Consider the following 22220-nt stretch of genomic DNA (forward strand, 5'->3'; position numbering starts at 1 on the left):
GTTTTTTCATGGAAAAACAAATTTCATATGCTGCAATCGAATATGATATGTATTTCATCTTTGAAGCCTGCTTGAACAGCTATTGCAGTATTTCAAGTCGTCATTTCGAATTCTGCTGTCGAACCTTTTCTCGCATGCAGGACACTTGAACTGCATGTCGAAATAGATTCCCATTCCAAAAATTAGAATGAACAGCGCAAATCTCAGTGCGCCTTCGAGAAATACTGCAGGAATAGTGCTCAAAATGAAGCTTATGAATCCGTATCTTTTGAATCTTACAGCCCTCTTGAACCTTTCAAAAACTTCTTCTTCGCTCATTCCTTCATCTCCATTCTAAATTTCCAGCATAATTGCAATTCCCCTCAGCCAGGCCATCCACATCACATATTAGCTCTTTCACTATATTTTCCTGGTACCCTGCAAATCCCTTTTTTTCTATGGCTTTTGCTATATCTTCAAGCTCCGTATTTTCAAATCCGCCTAGCTTTTTCATTCTTGCGGGGTCAATAAATATGCTTGAAACAGCCTTCTCGTAGTCACAAGATGCATATCTCCAAAATACAAACCCCTTGCCGTATCTTTCCTTAAGTTTCATTGCTATTTGAAGGCCTTCGGGATCAAAATCGCCTGAATACCATATCTGGGTTCCTTGGGCAGACAGCATATCGAGAAGTATTAATGATGCAAGCTTCACCTGCCCGAATGTACACACAAGGGGCGGACTCTTTATGTTTGAGCATTCAAGTATCTCGCTGAATACTGCAGGGTTTTCGACCACAAACACCCTGTCGAATCTGCATTCCACACTGTCTACATTCCCAAGGTTGGATACCGAGACCTGAAGGGGCTCACCTCTTTGACAAAACCCCATCCAGCCTTCATGTTCCTCCTCTCCAATATATCCGACAATGCCGCTGCAGATAGTAAAGTTTGAAACCTCATCAATCACTATTCCAGCCCCGTAGAGAAGGTACGCCCTTTCTTCTGCATTTTGGGGGATTTTCTCGCCGTATATGTCCGACAATGCATGCATAAACAGCTTGTCGCATTCACCTCCCCTGTCGAAGTCATGCGGGCCGTCACCCCATTCAGATGCAAATATCGCAAGCCGCTGTTTTTTCCCTAGTCTTTCAGGGAGGTTGCTCAGCGCATGCATCACCTTTTGTATATCATGCCTCAAAGCGACCCTGTCGGCATTATACCTTTTCACTATTGTCCTGCGTCCGGCATCGCCGTTGCTGAGCGCCTTGACAAGCCATTCACAGGAGGAAGACCCTGCGAAGCTTTCAATGATCTCTTCGAAAAATTCATCCTTTTGGCGCTCATGCATAAGTTTTTCAGCTTCCCTTGTCAGTACGTCCTCTTCAAAATATTCGCATATCAAATCCACAAGTGAGACTCCTGAAAAAGGAGTATTTTCAAGGGCGCTTTGGACCTTTTCCAGCTTGATACTTATTCTGGGCTTGTAGCAGTTTTTTCCCAAAAGGCCAGTGAGGGATTCCTTCTCCTCCTCGCTAAGGTCCAAAAGCTTAACACTGCCTCCTATCCTTCCCATGCTCCTGTATTTATCTTTCATCTTTTCAAACAGCCTGTCGAACCCCTTGCTGCTTTTGAAGTATCCCGCGGCCTTTTGGACAAGGCCGTTGTATGAGTCATCAGACTTACTGCATTTCATTGTCAACAATCTCCCTTTGAATCCCGTTCCACCTGTACCTTAGAACTGTAACAAAATCCGCATTGTCAGGCCTTAAAAGCTCGCATATGGCAAGTGCATCCACTGTGTCATAGTCTCCCCAGAGAACCTGGGAGTTTATTATGAATTCGAGCTCGAGTTCCCCCAAAAGCCTGAACATGTCCCTTATGTTGTTCTCGTCGACTCCAGCAAAAGCCTCGTCAAGAGATATTATCCTCGGGCAGTCGTTTCTCGCCCCCTTGTACTTCGCATATACCGCCGAAAAGAGCGGCACATACATGGCCATGGCCTTTTCACCGCCGCTGAACCTGTAAAAAGCGTTGTTTGTAAGCTCTCTCCTGTTTTCATTAGTCTTTTTGTAGTAGAGCCTGAACTCGAACCACTTCCTGTAGTCAAGAACCTCCTTCATTATGGAGTGGAATGTCTGGTGCTGTCCGCTTTCCTCGATGCTCCTTCTGACCTGGTCTATCTTGGACCTGAAGTGCATCGAAAGCCTTTCGAGCTCCGAGTCCAAAAGAAGCCCGCCGTCCTTTTTGAGTATTTCCACAAGATCGGACGAGTCCATCTGCTCTTCGTCCTGCGCCCCCCTGCTCTTCCATGCCAGACTGAATGAAAGCCCGCTCGATGTGTTCATGGACTGCATGAGAGAGTTCATCTTTTTGACCCAGCTTTCGCTGTGGTATATCTTGGCCCTTATCTTCCTGCTTATGTTCTTTGCGAGTATGTCCTCGAATATGTGCCTGTCGCTGTCCTTGAAAAGCTTGTCGTTTTCCTCTATCTGGTAGTCTATGTGTTTTACAACGTCATAAAACCCTATATACCGGCCCCCTACCATTCCCTGTATTTCGAGTCTTTCCTGGGCCTTTTCTGCCTTTTGGAGCCTTTCGTCCTCATACTCGTTTTCCGGCGTGAAAATATTGTCTATTTTCAGCGCATATTCCGCCATGTACTGCTTGACGTCATGGTATTTCTCCTGTATGTTTTTGATGTGCTCGTTCATGCCCCTTTGAGACAATATTTCACCCTCAAGCCTTTTTATCATACTCACTGCTCTTTCAAACAGGCCGTCTTCGGATAAGCTCTCACCCACATATCCAAGGTTGATCTCGCTTGCAAAGCCCTTTTCATGTATGCCGCACAAAGCCTGTGCGAATACGATATCCCCTGTGTTTGCATCTATCTTTTCGCCTATCCCCTTTGCGCCCTCCTCTGCCCTGGCCCTTTTCCCAACAGAATCCTTTATGCGCTCGGGTATGTTCGAAAGCTCCTTTATGCACTGGGCTATCTCTTTTTGAACATCCTCAAAACCCGAAAGCTCCAGCTGCTCTTTGAGGCTTTTGATATTTTCACGGCACCATTTCAGCTTTCTCTCAATCTCCCCAAAGTCATACGCCAGGTTGTCTATATCGACTCCTATATCCTCAATCTGATTCGAAACCCTCGAAATGTCGTAAACTGCTCCCATGAATTTTGAGTGCAGGACTTCGACCTTTGAAAGTTCGCTCTCGTATTCCCTTGCCGACTGAACAGCCTCCTCGTAACTGTCGAGGTTTACGGGAATTTGGATGTTCCTTGTTTTTTCATAGACTTCTTTTTTGGATTTTTGCAGCCTCTTCATAGCGTCCTGCTCTTCTGCCTGAGCCTTTTCATAAGCCGCCTGTGCAACCTCAAGCTCTATGCTCGCCGCTATAATCGCCTTGTGAGCAACATCCATGTCAGCTCCACCCGGAAATGAATCCTTTTCATTTTCAATTGACTTTAAAATCTCGTCCCTTCGTGCTATGTCCAATGACGCCTCTTTTTCCAAAAGCTCGAGTACATCCCTTTCCGACTCAAGCCTTTTTATGTTTTCCTTCCTGAACCGCTCCCTTGCAGAAGCCCCTATATACCTCGCATTTACCCGTTTCGAAACAACACCCTCTGCAGGGCCTATTCCATAGCGTCCCGATTCATCCACAAATGATATGGATTCTTCATTTCCGTCCATTATACTTCCTATGAGCCCGTCCACAATTTCAGATGGAATTATGCCCCCCAGGCTCTCATCCGCCTTTATCCTTTTGTCCCTGCTCTTAAACGCATGGCTCTGGCTTGAGAAGACATACTTGCCCGCCATTCCCTCCTGTACTGCCAAGGCCTCCACTTTGTATTCGTCCGGTATTATAAGGGCGTCCAAAAGCCCCATGCTCTCAAGCGCCTCTTCTATAATTCCCATATCACGCTCTGCAAGCCCTTCTTCGAAATCAATCGCCCTGTAAAGCGGAATGTGAGGGATTTCAAGTTCTTTGAGCCTTCTTATATTCTCCCTGACCTCATCTCCAAGCGGCATTTGCGGTTCTTTCATCTGCTTCCAGCTTTCGATCTGCCCGTTTTTTTCTCCAATGTCCTCCCTAATTCCGTCAAGCCTCGCCAAAGCTGATTCCCTTTCCCTTGACTCGTGAATTCTTACATCCTCATATGCACCCCTCATGCATTCAAATATTTCATTGTATGAGAATTTCTCACCGTAGCCCTGTGCCATTTGCGCAATTTCACCCATAACCGCATCTGGAATCTTGATATATGTGTTGCCTTTCTCCCACGAATGCGCATTATCCACAAACTCCCCCTTCACCTCCGAAAAGAGAAGCGCGCACTCGTCGAGCTTTTTCTCTTTTTGCTCCTGTTCCCCTGATATCCTGGCGAATTTCTCCAAAAGCCTGTCGTACTCCCTGATGTCACCCGCCTGCTGCTGAAGAGCAATTTTCGCGTCGTGTATCTTTTGGCACTGTACCTTGAGCTGGTTTTCAACAAATGAAAAATCATACTCCTCTTCAAATGCCTTTTCAATTTCGCCTTTCATGAAACTGTGCTCGTCAAAGTCAAACTCCCGCGCAATACCATCCATTTCCAAAAGCCTTCTTGAAATGTCACTTTTGAAAGACTCCCCTCTCGCCTTTATTTCTCTGACTTCGCCGTCCATGACTATTCTCTTCGATTTTTTCTCGTCGAGAAGCTTTTCCTTCGACCCCTTTTCATCCTCAAGCCTTTTCATATCCATCTCGAGCCTCGAGGCCCTTTCCCTTAGCTCATAGCTATCATGCTTTTCGAGCTCCCTTTTTTTTGCTTCAAGGGTCTCTCTTTTCAGCTCGAGGCTCTCCAGATTCCTTTTTTCGAATTCCGCCACATCCAAAAGCCCATGTCTTTGTCTTTCAAGTTCTGAAGTCTCCTCTTTCAGCCTTTCAAGCTCGCTCTTGCTTTTTGCAAAATCCTTGGCCTTTTCGAGCGCCACATATATGTTGTACTGGTCATAAGCCCTTTTTAGCTTCTGGGCCGCCTTCCTGTTGAGCTTCAACTCTTCAAGCTTGCCCTTTATGCTGTCCATGTTTTCAATGGCCTCCGACATAGGCCTTAAATCCTCGTCCGAAAGGGGCTGAAGTGAATTGTTCATTATGTCGTATATTACAGTGGGCTTGAACTCCTTAGACAGCTTCGGGGTCCTTATCTGTATGAGAAGCTTTATCAGCTCGTCGTAGTCTTCTATGCTGTCGAATCCGAAAAGATGCCTGTTGACCCCGTCCATGTAATCCTTCTGGCTCTCGAAAACTTGGCCGCCCTCGGCTATCCTGTTTTTAAGCTCTCTTTTTGTAAGGGGTATCCTCCCTCCTGACTTTTTGACAAGTTCAAAATCCTTTCCGATTCTTCTTCCATCGTTTATTATGAACCCCCAAGAGGACAGGGCCTTTCCCCTCTTGGCGTGAAGCCCCATTCCTATGGTGATGAAGTTTTTGCTCTCCTTCTTTTTGAACTCCATATACAAATACCCTGTGCTCTCCTGCTTCGACGAGTCATTCTCGCCTATAAGGTAGTTTTCAATCTTTCTGGCCCTAGATCCGAAAGGGTCAAGCCTTTCGGGGCTTTTGTTCCCGTCGAGAAGAAGTGGCACAAAACTTTGCATTGTGACCGATTTTCCCGAACCGTTGGCGCCCCTTAGCAGAATGTTTCCATCCTCGAATTCAAACGCCTCGTCATCGTAGCACCAAAAATTCACAAGTCCAGCCCGGTTTATGCTCCACCTGTTTTTTTCGCCGTTATTTGCCATCATTTTCACCTGCCGCCTTTTCAAAATCTTCAGGATAATTTCCCTCTATCTTGCCGCAAATTGGCATTATGTGGACATCTCCCGTATACTCTTCCAGTCTTATCATTGAAAAACTCTTCATGTATTCAACTATACTGCCATACAGTTTTTCAAATCCCATGTCCCTGTACTCCTTGCTCCATCCCTTCACAAACCTTCTCTTGAGCTTTTCGACAATCCCCTTGAACTCATACTGCGAAACCCTGATCACATCGTCGTTTGATACCTTGAGAACTCCTTCATTTACATGCTCCCTTATGATCAGATTCATCTGAAGGGCAATATCGCTCAGTGCGCTGTTTTGCGGAAAGACTCCCCTGTAGCCCTTGTTTTGGGGTAGCACTACGAATGCCGCGTTTTTATGCACATGCAGCTGGGCTGAAAGCCTGTCCTCGATGTCCGACTGCACAACTCCCTTGAAGTTTTTGATGTATTCGTAGTCGGAATCGTCTCCACCTTCGCTGTATACCGCCGGCGACATTACCAGTCTTCTGTACACCCTGTTTCTTCTTATCCTGCCCCGCTCCGTATCCATATGGCTCCACTCGTCGCCCATTATGTCTTCAATTCCGCCGTATGACATGAAATTCCCCGTGAACTGCCTCATGAAATATACCGATATGCCGGTGTTTTCATACAGCGCCTCGGCGGCTCCGTCGGACGCAAAGTCTGATTCGCTTCCGTCATTGAGCCGTATCATCCCCATTTCGAGCGCAAACTTTATGACCTTTATAATAAACCTCCTGTGGCGGTACAGCGTCCAGTCGACCTTTCCGTCTCCCGTGAAAACACCCTCAATGTATTCCGTGAGCTGCGAAAGGAGAAACTGCTCCCCGCCGGGCTTGTCCTCAAGAAACATAAGGAGCATGCAAAGAAACGCATACTCCATGCAGTCTTCAAATCCGTCTATGCCCATCCAGCACTCCAAAGCTCCGGGAAGCTTTTCAAGCTTTATGAGGGTTGGATTCACTATCACCTGATATCCGAGCTTTTCTGAGAAAAACTCCCTTACCTTGGAGACATTGTCCTTGGCGTAATAGTATGCGTCCTTGTCGTCTTCCTTGAGTATCCAGTAGTTTTCAAGCATCATGTCAACTATCTTCATAGCTTCACCCCTCAAACCTTATTTTGTAGGCAGGCGTGATAAACTTTCCGTCGCTGCACTCGAGAGTGCACTTTCTGCCGTCTGCCGGATAGACAAGCTCAAATGAAGCCCCTTCGTCAGTTTTCGCCCTCCTGTTTTTCGAGGAGTTCCCCTTGGCCACCCATTTCAAAAGAGTGTTTCTTATGTGCGGCTCTATATTGCCAATACTTTCAAAATCTATCTCGTTTCCATTTACAATTTCCCTGAGTATTTCAGCCTCCTGGAGCCTTTGGGCCATTATTTTCTCCCTCATTACCCTTTTTCTGTCTTCATTTTCGGATATTGCATTTCTAACCAACTTTTCCCTGAATGTCCTCACCCTAGGCTTTATAGTGACTTCCAGTGCCTCTTCGTCATACACACTGCTGCTCGTGCTCTCGCTCTGCCTTTCTATATCACCCCTTATGTGCCTTGTCGAAAACAGGCCGAACACGAGAGACGATATCTTATGTGCATCATCTATGTCATTGCACGAGACGAACATTTCAGCAAGTTTCTTGTACTCCTCTTTTCTGTTTGCCAGACTGTTTTTTGTATCTATTATCTGGCATGCAAACCTGGTTATCTTCCTGATTATGTCGTTTGTGGTCTCAAAAAGTCTCGACGCCTCGCTCTCGTGAGCTCCCTGCCCCAGAAACCACCTCTTTATGCTGTGCCACCTTCCCGATATGCTCTCCATCATCTCCTGTTCCGTGGCAATGTTTTCTATCCTCGGAATGGACATTTCGTACTCGATCACCTTGTCGAACACAGCCCTTTCACACTCTCCTCCTACGCTTTTAAGTACCGATTCTATTGCATACGAATTGGTCTGAAGGCCTTTTACAAAGCTTCTTATATACTCTATAAACTTGTCCTTGAATATCAAAAACTCCCTGCTTTTCATAAGCTCTTCTGCCCTTATGCTGCAAAGCTCGCGTATATAGTCCTGGTAGTTCTGGTTGAGCCTTTTGAAATCCTCATTCAGATTGTTCCACCATATCCCTACCTGCTGAGGAGTCTTGTCGCTCATCATTTCAAATTTTTCAATTTCCATTTTGAGCCTTTCAAGCAGAGTTGGCTCAAGCGAAGCATTTTCCACCTTCAGGTTTTCAAGCCTTATGACCATCCTCTCTATCTCCACGCTGTATGGCGAGAGCTGATACCTGAACTGCTTATTCTTAAACTCCTCTATTGTCATGGCCTTGGACGTGTCCTGAACGGGCACGAGATTGCCCCATTCGCAAAGAGCGTCAAGATCCTGCCTGCACTGCTCCACAGTGTAGTCCTTGAACCTTTCGCTGCTGATAAGCGCTTCCAGCACGTCCTCCTTGTATAGCCAATAGTTCATCTTTTCATATTCAATGTAGAAAAACCTTATTATGCTCCTATACCTCCATGAGTTTTCAACGCAGAGGTACTTTGCCTCCGTAAGCTGCTTTAAAAGCTTTTCCCCTATTTCCATAATTTTATCACATCCAATTAAATTTCCAGCATTGGCCCATTCTCCCTGAGCCAGTGTCTTCTTTCATTATAGTCCGAAATTATGCTACCCACAAGATTCCAGAATACAGCGGAATGGTCCATATGGACAATATGGCAAAGCTCGTGTACAACCACATAGTCTAGTATCTCTACAGGCGCCATTACAAGCCTAAAATTGAAATTGAGATTCCTCTTGGCGCTGCAGCTTCCCCATATTGTCTTTTGGTTTTTTATTCTGAATGAATTGTGCCTTGCGGGAATATGCTGCTCATAAAAGCTTATCCGCTCCGCCATTATGCTTCTTGCCATTTCCCTCAGGTGGTTTTCCATATGAGTTTTTAGTACGGCTTTGGTCCTTGATCTGCTTTTTATGGTCACCATGCCGTTTTCAATATTTACGCACTCTTTAATTCCATCACCTTTTATGATTTCAACACTTATGCCATGCCTTTTGCCAAGTATCCATATCTTCCCGCCGTTTTTAATGGAATTTGCATATTCATCTTTTTTGGAATTGCACTCCATTATCTTTTCAAGCTTCCCATTCACCCAATTCTCTTTTGAGTACACAAATTCAACAATAGCCCTTTTGGGGTATCCCAAAGGGGCTATTACTGTTATTTCTCCATTTCTGTCTATTCTCAGTTCTATGGTCTTTCGCCTTCTATACTTTACAGTGTAGTCCATGATTCACTTCCATTTCCCGTCTCACTACTGCAGTGCAGATGCGTATTCAATGGTTTTTTCTATGTCGCCTATAAGAATCGCTGTCATCCTCAAAACTTCCTTGAATATTCCACTTACAACCTCAGGCAAATATTCATGAGCGATGTCATTTCTAAGCCTTCTTATCTTTTTCAGCTTTTCCGCATCTTCTACTATATTCCTTTTTTCCGCCCTGTTTATCCTGTCTATTACGGTTCCGCTGCCTTCAAGTTCTATTATGTCTATACGCCTGAAAACCTTTTGGATCAGTATGTCGCTCGCCCTCGAAAACCTGCTTGTAAGAGCCTCAAACCTGTCCAGCTCGTCGAATGTGTACTCTTCCTTTATTCCTATCTTGCTGCACGTCTCATATGAATATTTCAGTATCTCGTTGGCGCCTTTTAATAGGTTTATTCCTTCAGTTAAAACCTCTTTTTCATCTCTTCCAAAATCTGTAAGTCTCATAAATTTATATCTGCCTCTCTTTTATCCTATTGCCTGCAAAAGCATCTACAGATCCATGTCGTTGAGAATGTCTCTGAGCTTTTTAAGCTCTTCCCTGCTCATCGTTATGCCCTTACCCATCTTTTCGTGTTCCGGAGCCCAGTCCCTCAAATCGTACTTGGCCTCTCTTTCATTCCAGCTTATGAGATTCAGCTCCTTTGTCCAGCCCTTCGACGATTCCGAAACCACTCCTATTTGCTCTTCTATTTCGTATTTTATGCCTGCCATTTCATTCTCTCCTATCCCTTTAACCCTCTTATTTGTTTTTTATCGTAGATACGCTTTTTATATCTATAACTTACCATATATACATTCTCTTTTCCACATCTGACTCCTGCAAAATAAAACATCTACTCTTCAACCCGTTCTACCTCAAACCAGAATTTCACCCCTTTTTCAGTGTTCTCTACCCCGAACTCACTTTCGTGCTGCTCAAGTATGTTCTTGACTATAAAAAGCCCAAGCCCGCTTCCTCCAAGCTCACGGCTTCTCGATTTTTCAACCCGGTAAAATCCTTCCCATATCCTGTCCATATGCTCTTTGGGTATGTGGGCCCCGGTGTTTTCTATTGAAAAAACCATTCCGCCCGAGGTCTGCTCTGTTGAAATGCAGATGCTTTCACCCACCGGAGAATACCTTATTGCGTTACTGTACAGATTTATAATGACCTGCTTTATCCTCTTTTCATCTGCATGCACCCTGACGCGGCTCACATCCATAATGACCTGCATATTCTTTTCGTCCGCCATGCATCTGAGCTTTTCATGCACCCTCAACATCATATCTTCAATACAAAAATCACTTTTTTCAATTTCTATTTTTTCCGACTCTATCTTTGATATCTCGAGCATTTCAAACACCATGGCGTTCATCTTATCTATCTCGTCCACTATTACATCGAGGTAGTATTCGCTTTTTTCACTGTATATTCCGTCCTTGATCCCCTCTGCATAGCTTTTTATTATGCTAAGAGGCGTCTTGAGCTCGTGGGATGCGCTTGCGATGAAATCCTTTCTCGCCTTTTCCTGCCTTGTCTTTGCGTCTATGTCCGCCTGGAGTTCTTCATTCGCCCTTTCAAGCTCACCCAAAGTGGCTCTGAGCCTTGCCGACATGTTGTTCAAGCTATCTGCCAGCGAACCCATTTCATCAGAGCTTTTTATGTTGCATTTCACGCTGAAGTCAAGCTGCGCCATCTTGCCTGCTGTGTCGTTGAGCACTATAAGGGGCCTTGTTATGACTCTAGTGTAAAAATACGAAAGTATAAGTATGAATATAATGGCAGCAAAAAACATGTATACATAGTAGTCCTTTAATACGACAATAGCCTCGTCCACCTGCTGGAGCGTTATCATAGCAAACAGGTATTCAGTCCCCCCTCCTTCAGGAGCAATCTTTTTTACAAACACCATGTTCTCGTTGCCAGTCATTTCATCAGTGAAACTGTATCTGTGAATTCCATTACTTTTTGCCGGTGCTGCACTTTCATAAAACCATGCATCTATCTCATCCAGAAGCATCCAGTACTTGTAATCCGCAACCTCTCCATATTCTTCATAAAGCACATCGCTTTGAAGATATACTATCTCGCCTTCTATATCAATCGTTCTAGGAATGATTCCATCGACGCCCAAGACTTCTGCATTTTCCGTCACTTCATCAAGCACATATCCATCATTGTATTCAAACCCACCTATTTTAATGTAGTAGGGCTCAATCCACGGCTGTTCGTCTTCATTATAGCTTTCAACACTGCTTTGTGCACCGTCATTCTTGCTGTAGACTAAGCCGCTATCATAATTAATCCCTTTGACAGCCAGCGTTTGTCCGACTTTAATGCTCTCAAACCCGGCTTCGTCATCTTTTATTGCATCGTAAAGTCCTATGAGGTCTATATTATAAACCTTTCCCTCACCGTCCACTATTAAAGATGTATTGCTGTCAATTCCGTAGAACTCATTTGTTTTTGGCTGACCCTTTTCATCTGAAACGGCTATTACCGCATTGTTGTTTTCATTGAAACGTTTGACTTCGCTTTTAAAAAGCTTCTGTTCTCCCTTGCCTTCAATGTAACTATTTGCAAATTCATCCATGCTTTTTTCGGTGTTTTCTATCTTTCTTGTCACATAAAAACTGTCAAAAAATATAGTCTGCACTACGAGTTCAAAAGCTAAAAATGCCATAAAAGCAACAGTTGTCACTATAAACAGTTTTGCCACTATGCTTTTTTTCATTCGACCACCTCGAATTTATATCCCGCTTTGGTAATTGTTCTTATGTAGTTGGATTTCTCTCCAAGTTTTTTTCTGAGCTTTTTAACATGTGTATCCACAGCCCTTTCATCCCCGAAATAGTCATAACCCCATACGTTATCTAAAATGGCCTTTCTTGAAAGTACAATGCCCTTGTTATCCACCATGTATACAAGCAGCTCGTATTCTTTTGGAGTAAGCTCCACCTCGGCTCCTTGCACCAAAACATGCATTGCATCCTTGCTTATCTCTATTACTCCCGCCTCGATGCAGCTTTCACTTTTTCCCATGCTTCCTTCCACTCTCTTTAGAAGTACTTTTGATCTTGCCACAAGAACCTTTGGGCTGAACGGCTTTGTCACGTATTCGTCGGCCCCAAGTTCAAACCCCATGAGTTTGTCATCTTCGTCGCTTCTCGCCGTAAGCATTATTATTGGAACGTTTGATTTTTTCCTGAGCCTCTTGCATACCGACCATCCATCCAGCTCCGGCATCATTATATCGAGTATCACAAGGTCAACCTGATTTGATTCAAATTCCTCAATTGCCTTTCGCCCGTCCTGGGCCTTTATAGTTTCAAACCCCGCAGCGCAGAAATAATCGCATACTATCTCCCTTATCCTCTTTTCATCCTCCACAATAAGTACTGTTTTGTTCATATGTAGTTTCCTTTCCAAATCGTTTACACTAATTTTAACACATACTTTTCTTGTTTATACAAAAACTGCAAGGGAGGATATGTCTCCCTTGCAGTTTCGTATGCCAATCAATTCTATTTCGTGTCGGGAATGCGCGATTCTACTTTCCATCACACCCTTCCAGTTCATCAAAATCTCCATAGTCAATCTCCGTCATATCATAGTCAACATATTTGTCAAATATTTCGTCAAACTCCTCCCAGTTCTTGTCTGCCTTCTCATAGTCTCCCTCTTCTTCGTCCTCTAATGCGTCATTGTATGCCTTCTCCATAGCCTTCATGTCGTCCTTTGATATCCCTTCAATGTCAAGCTCCTCCATAAATTCTTCAAAGCTTATCATTTGGTAATCAACATATTTGTCGAATATTTTGTCAAACTTGTCCCAGTTCTTGTCTACCTTCTCGTAGTCTCCCTCTTCTTCTGCCTCTAGCGCGTCATTGTACGCCTTCTCCATAGCCTTCATGTCTCCCTGCGAAATGTCATCTAGCTCAAACCCTTCCATGAACTCCTTAAAGCTTGGCATTTCAAGTTTCACATGCTTGTCAAAAAGCTTGTCGAACTCGTCCCAGTGCTCGTCCGCCGCTTCATAGTTCTGTGACTCTTCAGCCTTCACCGCCTTGTTGTATTCATCTTCCAGGGCATCCATATCGCTTTTGGGCACATCTTCCACGTCCAATCCCTCTATGAAATCCTTGAAGCTCATTTCTGAAAGCTCTACGCAGCCAACTGAATTGTCGTCCATATCGCCACATTCAATTGCCATACAGATGCTTTTCGAATTTTGAGCATGTTCTGCAGAATCGGCAAACGCCGGCATCGCATTTGAAGCTAGAATAGCTGCGCACATTACACCTACAGCAAATTTTCTCATATTTCTTTTCATGGTCTTTTTCATAGTCATTTAAATCGCCTCCATATTGTTTTTGTTTTCCTCTTGAGACTACTATATAAAAAAGATGTGTATTCTTTATGTATATGAGTTGTAGTTTTAGAGTAAAAAATAAAGCCCTTATATCCAAAGGCTTTTTCCATTCTTTTTCCTGCTATATTCTTTTTCTATCACGAGATTCAGATGACATAAGTGGCTGATTTTAGTGAAGTTTTGCAAAATCTCTAATCGAAGTACAGCCTGAAACTGATTGGAACCTTTGACTGCCTGAGCTGTAGCGAGTTTCAAATGGTTCCCAGTTTTCAGAGCCGAATGAGATTCTGGAGATTTCAAAACGAAAAGTCATCAGCCTATTATGCATCTGAATCTCCCTTTTATCCCAGCATGCCTATCCCCCTGGATATCATAGGGATAACCTGCTTTTTCCTGGAAACCACGCCTTTCATGAAGTCCCCCTGCTCTATGTCGCCAAGCACGTGCTTTAGTATGGGCACATCCTCCACGAATATAACATATGATCCGTTTTTTATTATGTCCGTTACAAGCATCATTGTAAGGCTGCTTCCTTCCTCTTTGTGCACACCCTCCATATATTCAAGGAATTTCCCTCGCTTGCTCGATATCTGGTCTATGTCCAGCGTAAACACTTGGGATATGCCGACCTTGTGTCCCTCTATTGCAAACTCTTTGAAGTCTCCGTAGAATATGTCCTCTATGCTCTTGCCCTCTATTGATGTTCCTGCCTTGAACATGTCCATTGCAAATTCTTCAATGTCAATATCCAGTATCTCATTCAGCTTTTTCGCAGCCCTTTTGTCTGCATGGGTGCTGGTTGGAGACTTGAATATGAGAGTGTCTGAAAGTATCCCGGAAAGCAGTATCCCGGCGGTCTGACGGTCAATTTCCACGCCCGCCTCTTCATACATGCCGTAGACTATTGTACAGGTGCTTCCAACCGGAATGTTTCTAAATGATATCGGCATAGACGTTGATATGTCGCCTATCTTGTGGTGGTCCACAATCTCCATTATCTGAGCCTCTTCCAGCCCTTTTGCACTCTGGCCGTATTCATTGTGGTCTACAAGTATTACCTTTTTCCTTCCCGGTGTAAGTATGTGCCTTCTGTTTACAAAACCAAGATACGCACCAACTCCCGAGACAATGGGGTAGTTCGAATGCCTTTTGTTTTTTATCTCTTCCTTGAAATCGTCAAGGTATTCTTCTTCATTGAAGCTTACTATGCCCTTCGACTTCATTATAATCGATATGTAATTGCACTGTGATATCAGCCTTGAGGTCGTATATGTGTCATAAGGAGTCGCTATCATAGATATTCCCTTTTCATTCGCCGCACGGAGATATTCACTTGGAATCTCATTTCCCCCGGTCACAACTATGAGCCTCACTCCGCTTTGTATTGCAATGTCTATTATGTCGTATCTGTCCCCCACTATCACTATACTGTTTTCCCCGAGAAGGTTAACCTTTTTGAGTGTTTCATGGTAGAATGCCCCTATGACCGCATCCCCTGTTATCTCGCCTTCGTCCCTGTCCGTTAAAACCTTGGCATCAAGGTCGTTTATAAGGTTGTCCATATTAGTTTCTATATGGTAGTGATTCCCCCTTATGAAGGCCATTGCTATGTCCTTCATTGTCACTATCCCCTCAAGCTTTGATTCTTCACCCACTATGGGAAGTATCTTTATGTTTTGGGATTCCATAATCCTGTAAGCATGTCTTATAGACGAATTGCTCCTTATGGCCTGTGTTTTTTCGTATTCAAGATCCTTTATCTGGATTTTCACGTTATCTATAATGTCCGGACGCTCTACCCCGAATCTGTCAAGCACGTACTGGCTTTCCCTTCCGATTTCATCGAGCACACAGGGCATTGACTTTACCCCTTGTTTGTTTTTAAGCCTCGAAAGCCCTATTGCAGATGCCACAGAATCCGTATCGGGATTTTTATGACCAAATACAAGTATACTCAAAATATTTCCCCCTATCATAAGCGCGCTTTAAATATAGTCCTATCTATTATATATCATCGCCCTTGTATTTTCATCATTGTTTATAAAATATCAATTTGCATTGTTATATTTGAATATATTTCTAATTTTTGACTTTCCAATATTAAAAATCATGATTGTATGGTATATTATGATTATGATTATCTATTTTTTAACTATTTTTCACAAAGGGGTGGCATTATGGATAAAATTCGCGGAAGTGTTTTTGCAGGTCTTGGTACCGGAATATTTGCAGTCAATTTTGTGTCTATGAAAGTACTGCTTGAAAACCTGCCTGCAATGAGTACGCTGTTTTTGAGGTTTTCAGTTGCTATGGTCTCCCTGTTTTTATTCCTGGCATTTAAAAAAGCAGACTTGAAAGTTGAAAAGCACGACTACAAGCCTCTTTTTATAACAGGTCTTTTGGGTATGTTTGCATATTATGTGCTGTTTTCATTTTCGCTTAGGTTTATAAGCGCATCTGTGGCATGCCTTCTTTGCTCTCTTATCCCCATAATCACGTTGTTTTGCGAAAGCTTCATTAAAAAAGTCAAGCTTGAGCCTTTAGCTGTCATATCTCTTTTGATTTCTACATACGGCGTCTACCTGGTTATAGGAAGCGCAAGCCGTTCCCATTCCTCTTCGTCGGCGCTCAGCGGGGTTATTCTAATGCTGTTTGCAATATGCTCCTGGATAGCGTATACTTTCAAGACTGAATATCTTCTTTCAAAATATGACGACATGAAAGTTTTGGCATACCAGAACATGTTTGCGGTAATTGTACTAATTCCTCTTTCCGCATTTGAGCTGCCCCATATTTTAAATGCAAATTTCAGCGCCTCCCAAATGCTCTTTCTATCGGGGAACGTGCTCTTTGTCGGAGTGCTCGGCTCGGCAGTTGCCTACTATGCCTTCATACTCGGCATAAAACATCTTGGAGTGGCCATCTCTTCGGCATACATGAACATAATGCCGGCAATAACAATGGCCACAAGCTATTTTGTACTAGGAGAAGAAGTGACTCCTCAAAAGATAGCCGGATGCATTCTTGTAATAGCGGCAGTATTCATAATAACCTTCAAGGACGATATTAAAAATACATTTGTAACAAAAAAAGCAGCCTGAGAAGATGTTCCCGGGCTGCTTTTTAGTCTTACATAATTAATTTCCCACGTGCATGAACGACTCAGGCAGACAGCTCATCAAGCAACTCCCGTTGTCTTTTTGTCAAATGCGTCTTCTGGAATATCCGCCGCATTTTTATCAAGCACACTCGACAACAGGAATGCACCAAGGCACACAGGCCATTCCAGATATATCGGATGGGACACTATATGGCTTGAAGGAACAAACACCCACAGTGCCAGCACTGCTATTCCAGCCGTCAGTGTCCATGTGGCCGAGCTTTTTTTGCAAAGACTTGGCGCAAACATTGTAAACAGTACAATTATTGTAAATGCCGTCGTTAGAGACAATCCTATTAGTATTGTCTGCAGTATTCCAACTATGGTGCTTGCAAGTATATATGTTATAACGCTTACAATCAATACTATAACACGGGAGAACATGAGCTCCTGCTTCTCGGTCAAATCTGATTTTACATAAACCTTCCATACGTCGTTGATCACAAGCGTGGCGCTTCCAAGTAGAAGTCCCACGGCACTCGATACATCTGCAGCCCACAGTCCTGAAAGGGTCAGTCCCGCTATAACCGGATTGAGGCTCATAACAACCTTCGGCAGGGCCATTGCCGGATTTTCAAGCCCCGGGAACTGGACTGCCGCAATAATTCCAAATAAAGCCGCCAAAAATCCCACCGGAAGTATTATCAAGCCGCCTAGTATATAACCTTTTTGGGCAGTTTGGGCATCTTTGGCTGCAAAAGATATTTGAACGCATGACTGATTGGACATGCACTGGGTTATCATGACAACAAACCATGCTATAATAAGGGCCCAGCCCACTCCGGATATGGGATTGAACCATGGTACATCCGGCCTTTGGTTTAATGCTGAGACGACATTCGAAAATCCACCTACATTTTTTATTGCAAAAATGGCACCCATGCAAAGACCGACATATATCATTATGACATTTATGACATTGCTCAGTCCCGCTGCCCAAAATCCCCCTATTAAACTGATTCCAACAAAAACAATGGCCGTAGCAAGCATTCCTGTTTTAAATGTGAATATGTTTGGAAGCAGTGCCGTAAGTATTGATCCCCCTGCAACATATTGAAGAGATGTGACTGTTATTTGAATAACCAGTTGGCCTATCACCCCTATCAATTTTCCTGTCTTGCCATAATATTTGCCCAATAGTTCAGGAACCGTTGATATGGCCATATTCCTGAACCTCTTAACCACTACAAGTCCTGTGGCAATTGCGCCTGCAGCCCAGGCTGCGTTATACATGCCTGCCGCAATCCCTTTTGAATATGCACTTTCCGCAACGCCTACAGTTGAAGCTCCCCCTACCGCTAAGCCTGCAATCATAACGGCAATCACTGTCGTTGGAAGGCCCCTGCCTGCCAGTAAAAAGCCTTCCGCTCCTCCATTTCCTTTTTTAGCCAGTTTTGTAGAATACCACGACACCCCGAATAGCGCAAATACATAAAGCATTACTATGATGAATGGAATGCTCATAATTAACCCTCCCTTTGTATATTGAATTCAAATATCACGCCGCAACGCCTTTAGTTTTAAGTATGGAACACCGCTTTTGATAAACTTCAGAAACCAAAACTTCAACCATTTAATTCACCTCATCTCTATTTGTTTGTTATTCTATTGATGCAATAACCATGCCAAGTTTTCAAAATTCAGCAAAGCCGTTGCTTTCCAAAACCAGCGACCATTTAACAAATTCGCCGAATGCATAAATATGTCTACTTTTTTACACATGTGTCTACTTTTTTGGAAAAACAAGCTTTGTTTCTGCATATAAATACAACAAAAGCGACTGGAAATTTCTCGCATTCCAGTCGCTTTTGTTGTATTTATATGAATTCCACCCGGATCAAGCCTCTTTTATATTAAACCTGTTTATTTTATTATACAATGTGCTTCTTGATATTCCGAGTGATTCTGCGGCCTTGTTCTTATTTCCATTATGTATTTTCAAAACTCTTCTTATGGTCTCCTTTTCCACTTCATAAGAACTGCTTTTCAGCTGATTCTTCTCTTGCCTAGAATCCTCATGGGCATGATACATGAAAAATTCACTCGCCCTTTCAGCCGTTATCATTCCTGATGAAGCGCTTACCATCATCTCTATGAAGTTTCTAAATTCCCTTATGTTTCCCGGCCAGTCATATTCATACGCCATATCCAAAACCTCTTTTTCTATGCAGGGCTTTTCAATTCCAAATTCAAATGAAACCTCACTTATAAAATGCTCCGTCAAAAGCGACAGATCCTCCTTGTGAGCCCTGAGTGGAGGTATATTTATCGGAATCACGTTAAGCCTGTAAAAGAGGTCCTTCCTAAACCGCCTCTCATTCACCAGGCTTGAAAGGTTTTCATGAGTTGCAGCTATTACCCTTGTATCGACAGCTATCGGGAAACTTCCCCCTATTTTTTCAATCTCGTTTTCTTGAAGCACCCTCAGTATTTTTGCCTGCATGTCAAGCTTCATGTCCCCTATTTCATCTAGAAATATGCTTCCCCCGTCTGCAATCTCAAATTTTCCTGTGCTCCCGCCCCTTATCGCTCCTGTGAATGAGCCCTGCTCATATCCGAAAAGCTCCGATTCAAGGAGATTCTCAGGTATTGCAGCGCAGTTTATTCTCACCCATGGCTCATACCTTCTTTTGCTCAGACTCACTATTGCATTTGCAACAAGCTCTTTGCCGACTCCGGTCTCCCCCATTATCAGCACCGTTGACTTAATTTTCGAAGCCGCTATTATACGCTTTTTTAGGTTTCGGATTGCTTCGCTCTCACCTATTATATTATCTATTGTGTATTTCGGCCCCATTACTTTACAGCTCTTTCGTTTTTCCTTTAAGCATCTGCAGTGGTCTATAATACATCCTAGACTAACAACCCCAACAGGTATCATTTCTTTATTTACAACGGGAATAACATCAGACCCTGTATTTTTAATTGTCTTTATATTTTGAAATTCCTCCAGCGGCTCTATATACTCAGCCACATCCTTCACTTTTTTCGAATTGTCTCCTCTATTTTCTAAAAGCTTCGATGTTCTTAAAATACCAAAATACCGTTTATAATTGTCCACTACAATCAAGCTGTTTTTATTACTGTCCACTATTCTTTTGGCTGCCTCCCTTAGCGTGTCTTCCGCCATGCATCCCCCAAATGCACAGTCCATCACATCTATGACATTCATGTCATCAACCTCCATAAAAACATTCTCATTTTTGTGCAGTTTATTTGTTTATTGTATTCAATACTATTGCCAAATTCTTTTATACCCTGTTTTTTCTAACATAATCCACTGTCTATGAGTCTTTTTTTATTGGAGAAAATAATATTTTCGACAGACCCCACTTTATATCCAGGTGGAGTTTGGTCTGCAATTTTGCGCTGAATTACAAAAGCCAGGCCTATTGCCTGGCTTTTTATGTCTCTATATCTTGAATTTTTCAAACGATCTGTAGAGTTCTCCCGAGAGCATTTCGAGGTTTTTGGCGTGCTGCGCAAGCTCCTGCATAGATGCAAGCTGCTCTTCCACCGCCGCCGACACCTCTTCTGTTGAAGCCGATGACTGCTCTGCCGCAGACGCTATACTTTGTACTATAATTCCCATGTCGTCCTTTAATTTAAGAGTTTCACCGCTTCCTGTCTTTACCTTGCCTATATTTTCGACTAGGAACTCTATTGATTCAAATATGCTTTTGAATACCGCCTTAGTTTCTCCGACCGCAGTGCTCTGCTCCTTAACAACGTCCGCAGTCTTTTCCATTGATTCAAAAGCCGTTTTCGTCTTTTCCTGAACCTGGTTTATTATACCTTTTATCTCGTCGGCCGATTTTGACGACTCCTCCGCCAGCTTTCTGACTTCTTCGGCGACAACTGCAAAGCCCTTTCCGTGTTCCCCTGCTCTTGCCGCCTCTATGTTTGCATTGAGTGCAAGCAGATTGGTCTGGTCTGATATCGCCATTATTACTTCAAGTATTGAGCTTATTCCCCCTACGCTTTGAACAACCTCTGAAAATATGTTGCTGACGCTGTTTGCCATTTTGTCGGTCTCACTGCTCTTTTCATCTAGCTTTTGGACAATGTCGAATCCATTCTCTACAAGTTTTATTGTATTTTGAGACACATACTGCATTTTATCGGTTTCTTCAGACAGGTTTTCTATTATTCCCGACATGTCATTCATCTTGCTTTCTCCGCTTTGAGTGTCTAGCGCCTGGCTTTCGGCTCCTTGTGATATCTCCTCTATTGCCTTTGCAACTTCTGCCGATGCTTGCGCAGACTGTCCTGATATGCTGGCTAGCATTGCCGAGGACTCGTCAACCTCATTTGCAGAGCTTCTCACATCAGAAATCATATTTCTAAGGTTATCCTCGAGCTTTTCAAGCGCCAACGCAAATTTTCCAAATTCGTCCTTTCGTCCAATAAGACCTTTTGAAACCTCACCTGTAAAGTCTCCCTCAGACATTGCATTCAAATGCCCGACGCCCTCAGCCAAAGGTTTGGATATCATCCTCGCTATATAAAGGGCAAGTATAACTGCAACTATCGAGCCTAATATCACGCTGAATGCAACTGCCTTCATCACACGATTGGCATCGTTTGTAAGCTCTTCTTCCTCCATGGCACCGAATATCTTCCATCCAGTTCTCTCATTTGTCACAAATATTATGAACTTGTCTACTCCCTTGTACTGGTATTTTGAAAATCCACTTTTAGTCGATTTTGACTCTTCCCAGAACGGAAGGCTTATTATGCTGTCTTTCCCCATCTCCTCCTCAACTTTATGAGCAAGCATAATGCCGGATGGATCGGTCATACATATGTACCCCGTGGAACCTATTTTTGATTTCGATATTCCCTTTGAAATCGTTGAAAGATCGATGTCCATTCCTGCAACGCCAACTGTTTTTCCGGATTCATCGATAACAGCCTTAACTACTGAAACCAGCGTCTTTCCGCTTACTGCATCCTTATACGGATTTGTCCATGCCGCTGTGTCCTGAGTTTGCATCCCATCTTTATACCACGGCCTCTCCCTGGGGTCAAAACCTTCTGGAAGGTCGACCTCAGGATAGACATGCAGTGTTCCCTCCTGGGTTGCATAGTAGACATTTATTACTTCTCCATTGCTTTCCTTTAAGCTTTTTAAGACTTCATTTCCTGAAAATTCGTCAAAATTTATTATGGATTTATTTTTAGCCACTGACAGAAGCTGGGTCTCAGTCCCTAACAAAAACTGGTCCACATATTTTTCGGTCTCCCCTATGGCCTGAGTAGTAGTAACTGTAAGTTTTTTCCCAAGAAGATCGTATACAATATGATGTGCATAATACCCAAATAATACAAGTATGGTGATTACTGGAATCAGTATCATACCTATAAGTCTGCTTTTAACGCTTTTAAATGTAAACTTCATTGCCTCACCTGTATCCTTTCTGCATTTTTTATTTCCACTGGAGTTTCTCCAGCTAATCTCTCTTATCCCCCCTTTTCTACAAAACAAAAAACCACAGAGGCTTTTAACTGCTAAGCCACCATGGTTTCAATATCCAAAATTTCCAATCCAATATCAGAAT

At 43.3% G+C, this 22220-nt stretch carries 16 protein-coding genes; 1 reads left to right on the plus strand and 15 read right to left on the minus strand.

Annotation, left to right across the window (positions count from 1 at the left end; all coding sequences use genetic code 11):
* Window positions 1-54: 54 nt before the first annotated feature.
* From BUQ87_RS03065 to BUQ87_RS03120, 12 genes are all read right to left on the minus strand, one after another.
* On the minus strand, window positions 55-318 hold the full coding sequence (locus BUQ87_RS03065) for a hypothetical protein (RefSeq protein WP_038264830.1): 264 nt from the start codon (window positions 316-318) through the stop codon (window positions 55-57).
* Window positions 319-322: 4 nt separating this feature from the next.
* Window positions 323-1675: a TIGR02679 family protein gene (locus BUQ87_RS03070; protein WP_052636115.1), complete on the minus strand. Its 1353-nt coding sequence runs from the start codon at window positions 1673-1675 to the stop codon at window positions 323-325.
* Window positions 1662-5777 (minus strand): TIGR02680 family protein, encoded by a 4116-nt coding sequence (locus tag BUQ87_RS03075; RefSeq protein WP_077216543.1) that lies wholly within the window; start codon window positions 5775-5777, stop codon window positions 1662-1664. Before BUQ87_RS03075 ends, BUQ87_RS03070 begins: the two co-directional genes overlap by 14 nt.
* The gene (locus BUQ87_RS03080; RefSeq protein ID WP_038264827.1) at window positions 5764-6918 is read right to left on the minus strand and encodes a TIGR02678 family protein; all 1155 of its coding nucleotides are present in this window, start codon (window positions 6916-6918) and stop codon (window positions 5764-5766) included. The genes BUQ87_RS03075 and BUQ87_RS03080 overlap by 14 nt, the downstream gene beginning before the upstream one ends.
* A gap of 4 nt (window positions 6919-6922) precedes the next feature.
* Entirely contained in the window at window positions 6923-8401 is a 1479-nt protein-coding gene (locus BUQ87_RS03085) for a TIGR02677 family protein (RefSeq protein ID WP_038264824.1), read from the minus strand.
* Window positions 8402-8418: 17 nt separating this feature from the next.
* Window positions 8419-9108, minus strand: coding sequence for a M48 family metallopeptidase (locus BUQ87_RS03090; protein ID WP_038264821.1), 690 nt, complete (start codon window positions 9106-9108; stop codon window positions 8419-8421).
* Window positions 9109-9132: 24 nt separating this feature from the next.
* Window positions 9133-9591 carry a hypothetical protein gene (locus BUQ87_RS03095; protein WP_038264818.1) on the minus strand — a complete coding sequence of 153 codons (459 nt, stop codon included), beginning with the start codon at window positions 9589-9591 and terminating at the stop codon, window positions 9133-9135.
* A gap of 45 nt (window positions 9592-9636) precedes the next feature.
* Window positions 9637-9858 carry a YdbC family protein gene (locus BUQ87_RS03100; protein WP_038264815.1) on the minus strand — a complete coding sequence of 74 codons (222 nt, stop codon included), beginning with the start codon at window positions 9856-9858 and terminating at the stop codon, window positions 9637-9639.
* Window positions 9859-9980: 122 nt separating this feature from the next.
* Window positions 9981-11861, minus strand: coding sequence for a sensor histidine kinase (locus tag BUQ87_RS03105; RefSeq protein WP_052636114.1), 1881 nt, complete (start codon window positions 11859-11861; stop codon window positions 9981-9983).
* On the minus strand, window positions 11858-12538 hold the full coding sequence (locus BUQ87_RS03110; RefSeq protein ID WP_038264812.1) for a response regulator transcription factor: 681 nt from the start codon (window positions 12536-12538) through the stop codon (window positions 11858-11860). Before BUQ87_RS03110 ends, BUQ87_RS03105 begins: the two co-directional genes overlap by 4 nt.
* Before the next feature lie 139 nt (window positions 12539-12677).
* A complete protein-coding gene (locus BUQ87_RS03115; RefSeq protein WP_038264810.1) occupies window positions 12678-13478 on the minus strand; it encodes a hypothetical protein in 801 nt (266 codons plus the stop codon).
* A 362-nt stretch (window positions 13479-13840) separates the two neighbouring features.
* The gene (locus BUQ87_RS03120) at window positions 13841-15457 is read right to left on the minus strand and encodes a putative manganese-dependent inorganic diphosphatase (RefSeq protein ID WP_038264806.1); all 1617 of its coding nucleotides are present in this window, start codon (window positions 15455-15457) and stop codon (window positions 13841-13843) included.
* Window positions 15458-15676: 219 nt separating this feature from the next.
* On the opposite strand from BUQ87_RS03120, the gene BUQ87_RS03125 reads away from it, so the two are divergent.
* Entirely contained in the window at window positions 15677-16600 is a 924-nt protein-coding gene (locus tag BUQ87_RS03125; protein WP_038264803.1) for a DMT family transporter, read from the plus strand.
* A 77-nt stretch (window positions 16601-16677) separates the two neighbouring features.
* Here BUQ87_RS03125 and BUQ87_RS03130 read toward each other — a convergent pair whose 3' ends face one another.
* From BUQ87_RS03130 to BUQ87_RS03140, 3 genes are all read right to left on the minus strand, one after another.
* Window positions 16678-18123 carry a sodium:solute symporter family protein gene (locus tag BUQ87_RS03130; protein ID WP_038264800.1) on the minus strand — a complete coding sequence of 482 codons (1446 nt, stop codon included), beginning with the start codon at window positions 18121-18123 and terminating at the stop codon, window positions 16678-16680.
* Between the two features lie 373 nt (window positions 18124-18496).
* A complete protein-coding gene (locus BUQ87_RS03135) occupies window positions 18497-19831 on the minus strand; it encodes a sigma-54 interaction domain-containing protein (RefSeq protein ID WP_052636112.1) in 1335 nt (444 codons plus the stop codon).
* A 240-nt stretch (window positions 19832-20071) separates the two neighbouring features.
* Window positions 20072-22060: a methyl-accepting chemotaxis protein gene (locus BUQ87_RS03140; protein ID WP_143182381.1), complete on the minus strand. Its 1989-nt coding sequence runs from the start codon at window positions 22058-22060 to the stop codon at window positions 20072-20074.
* Window positions 22061-22220: the final 160 nt, after the last annotated feature.

The organism is Peptoclostridium litorale DSM 5388 (genome assembly GCF_900141635.1).
Classification (GTDB): domain Bacteria; phylum Bacillota; class Clostridia; order Peptostreptococcales; family Peptostreptococcaceae; genus Peptoclostridium; species Peptoclostridium litorale.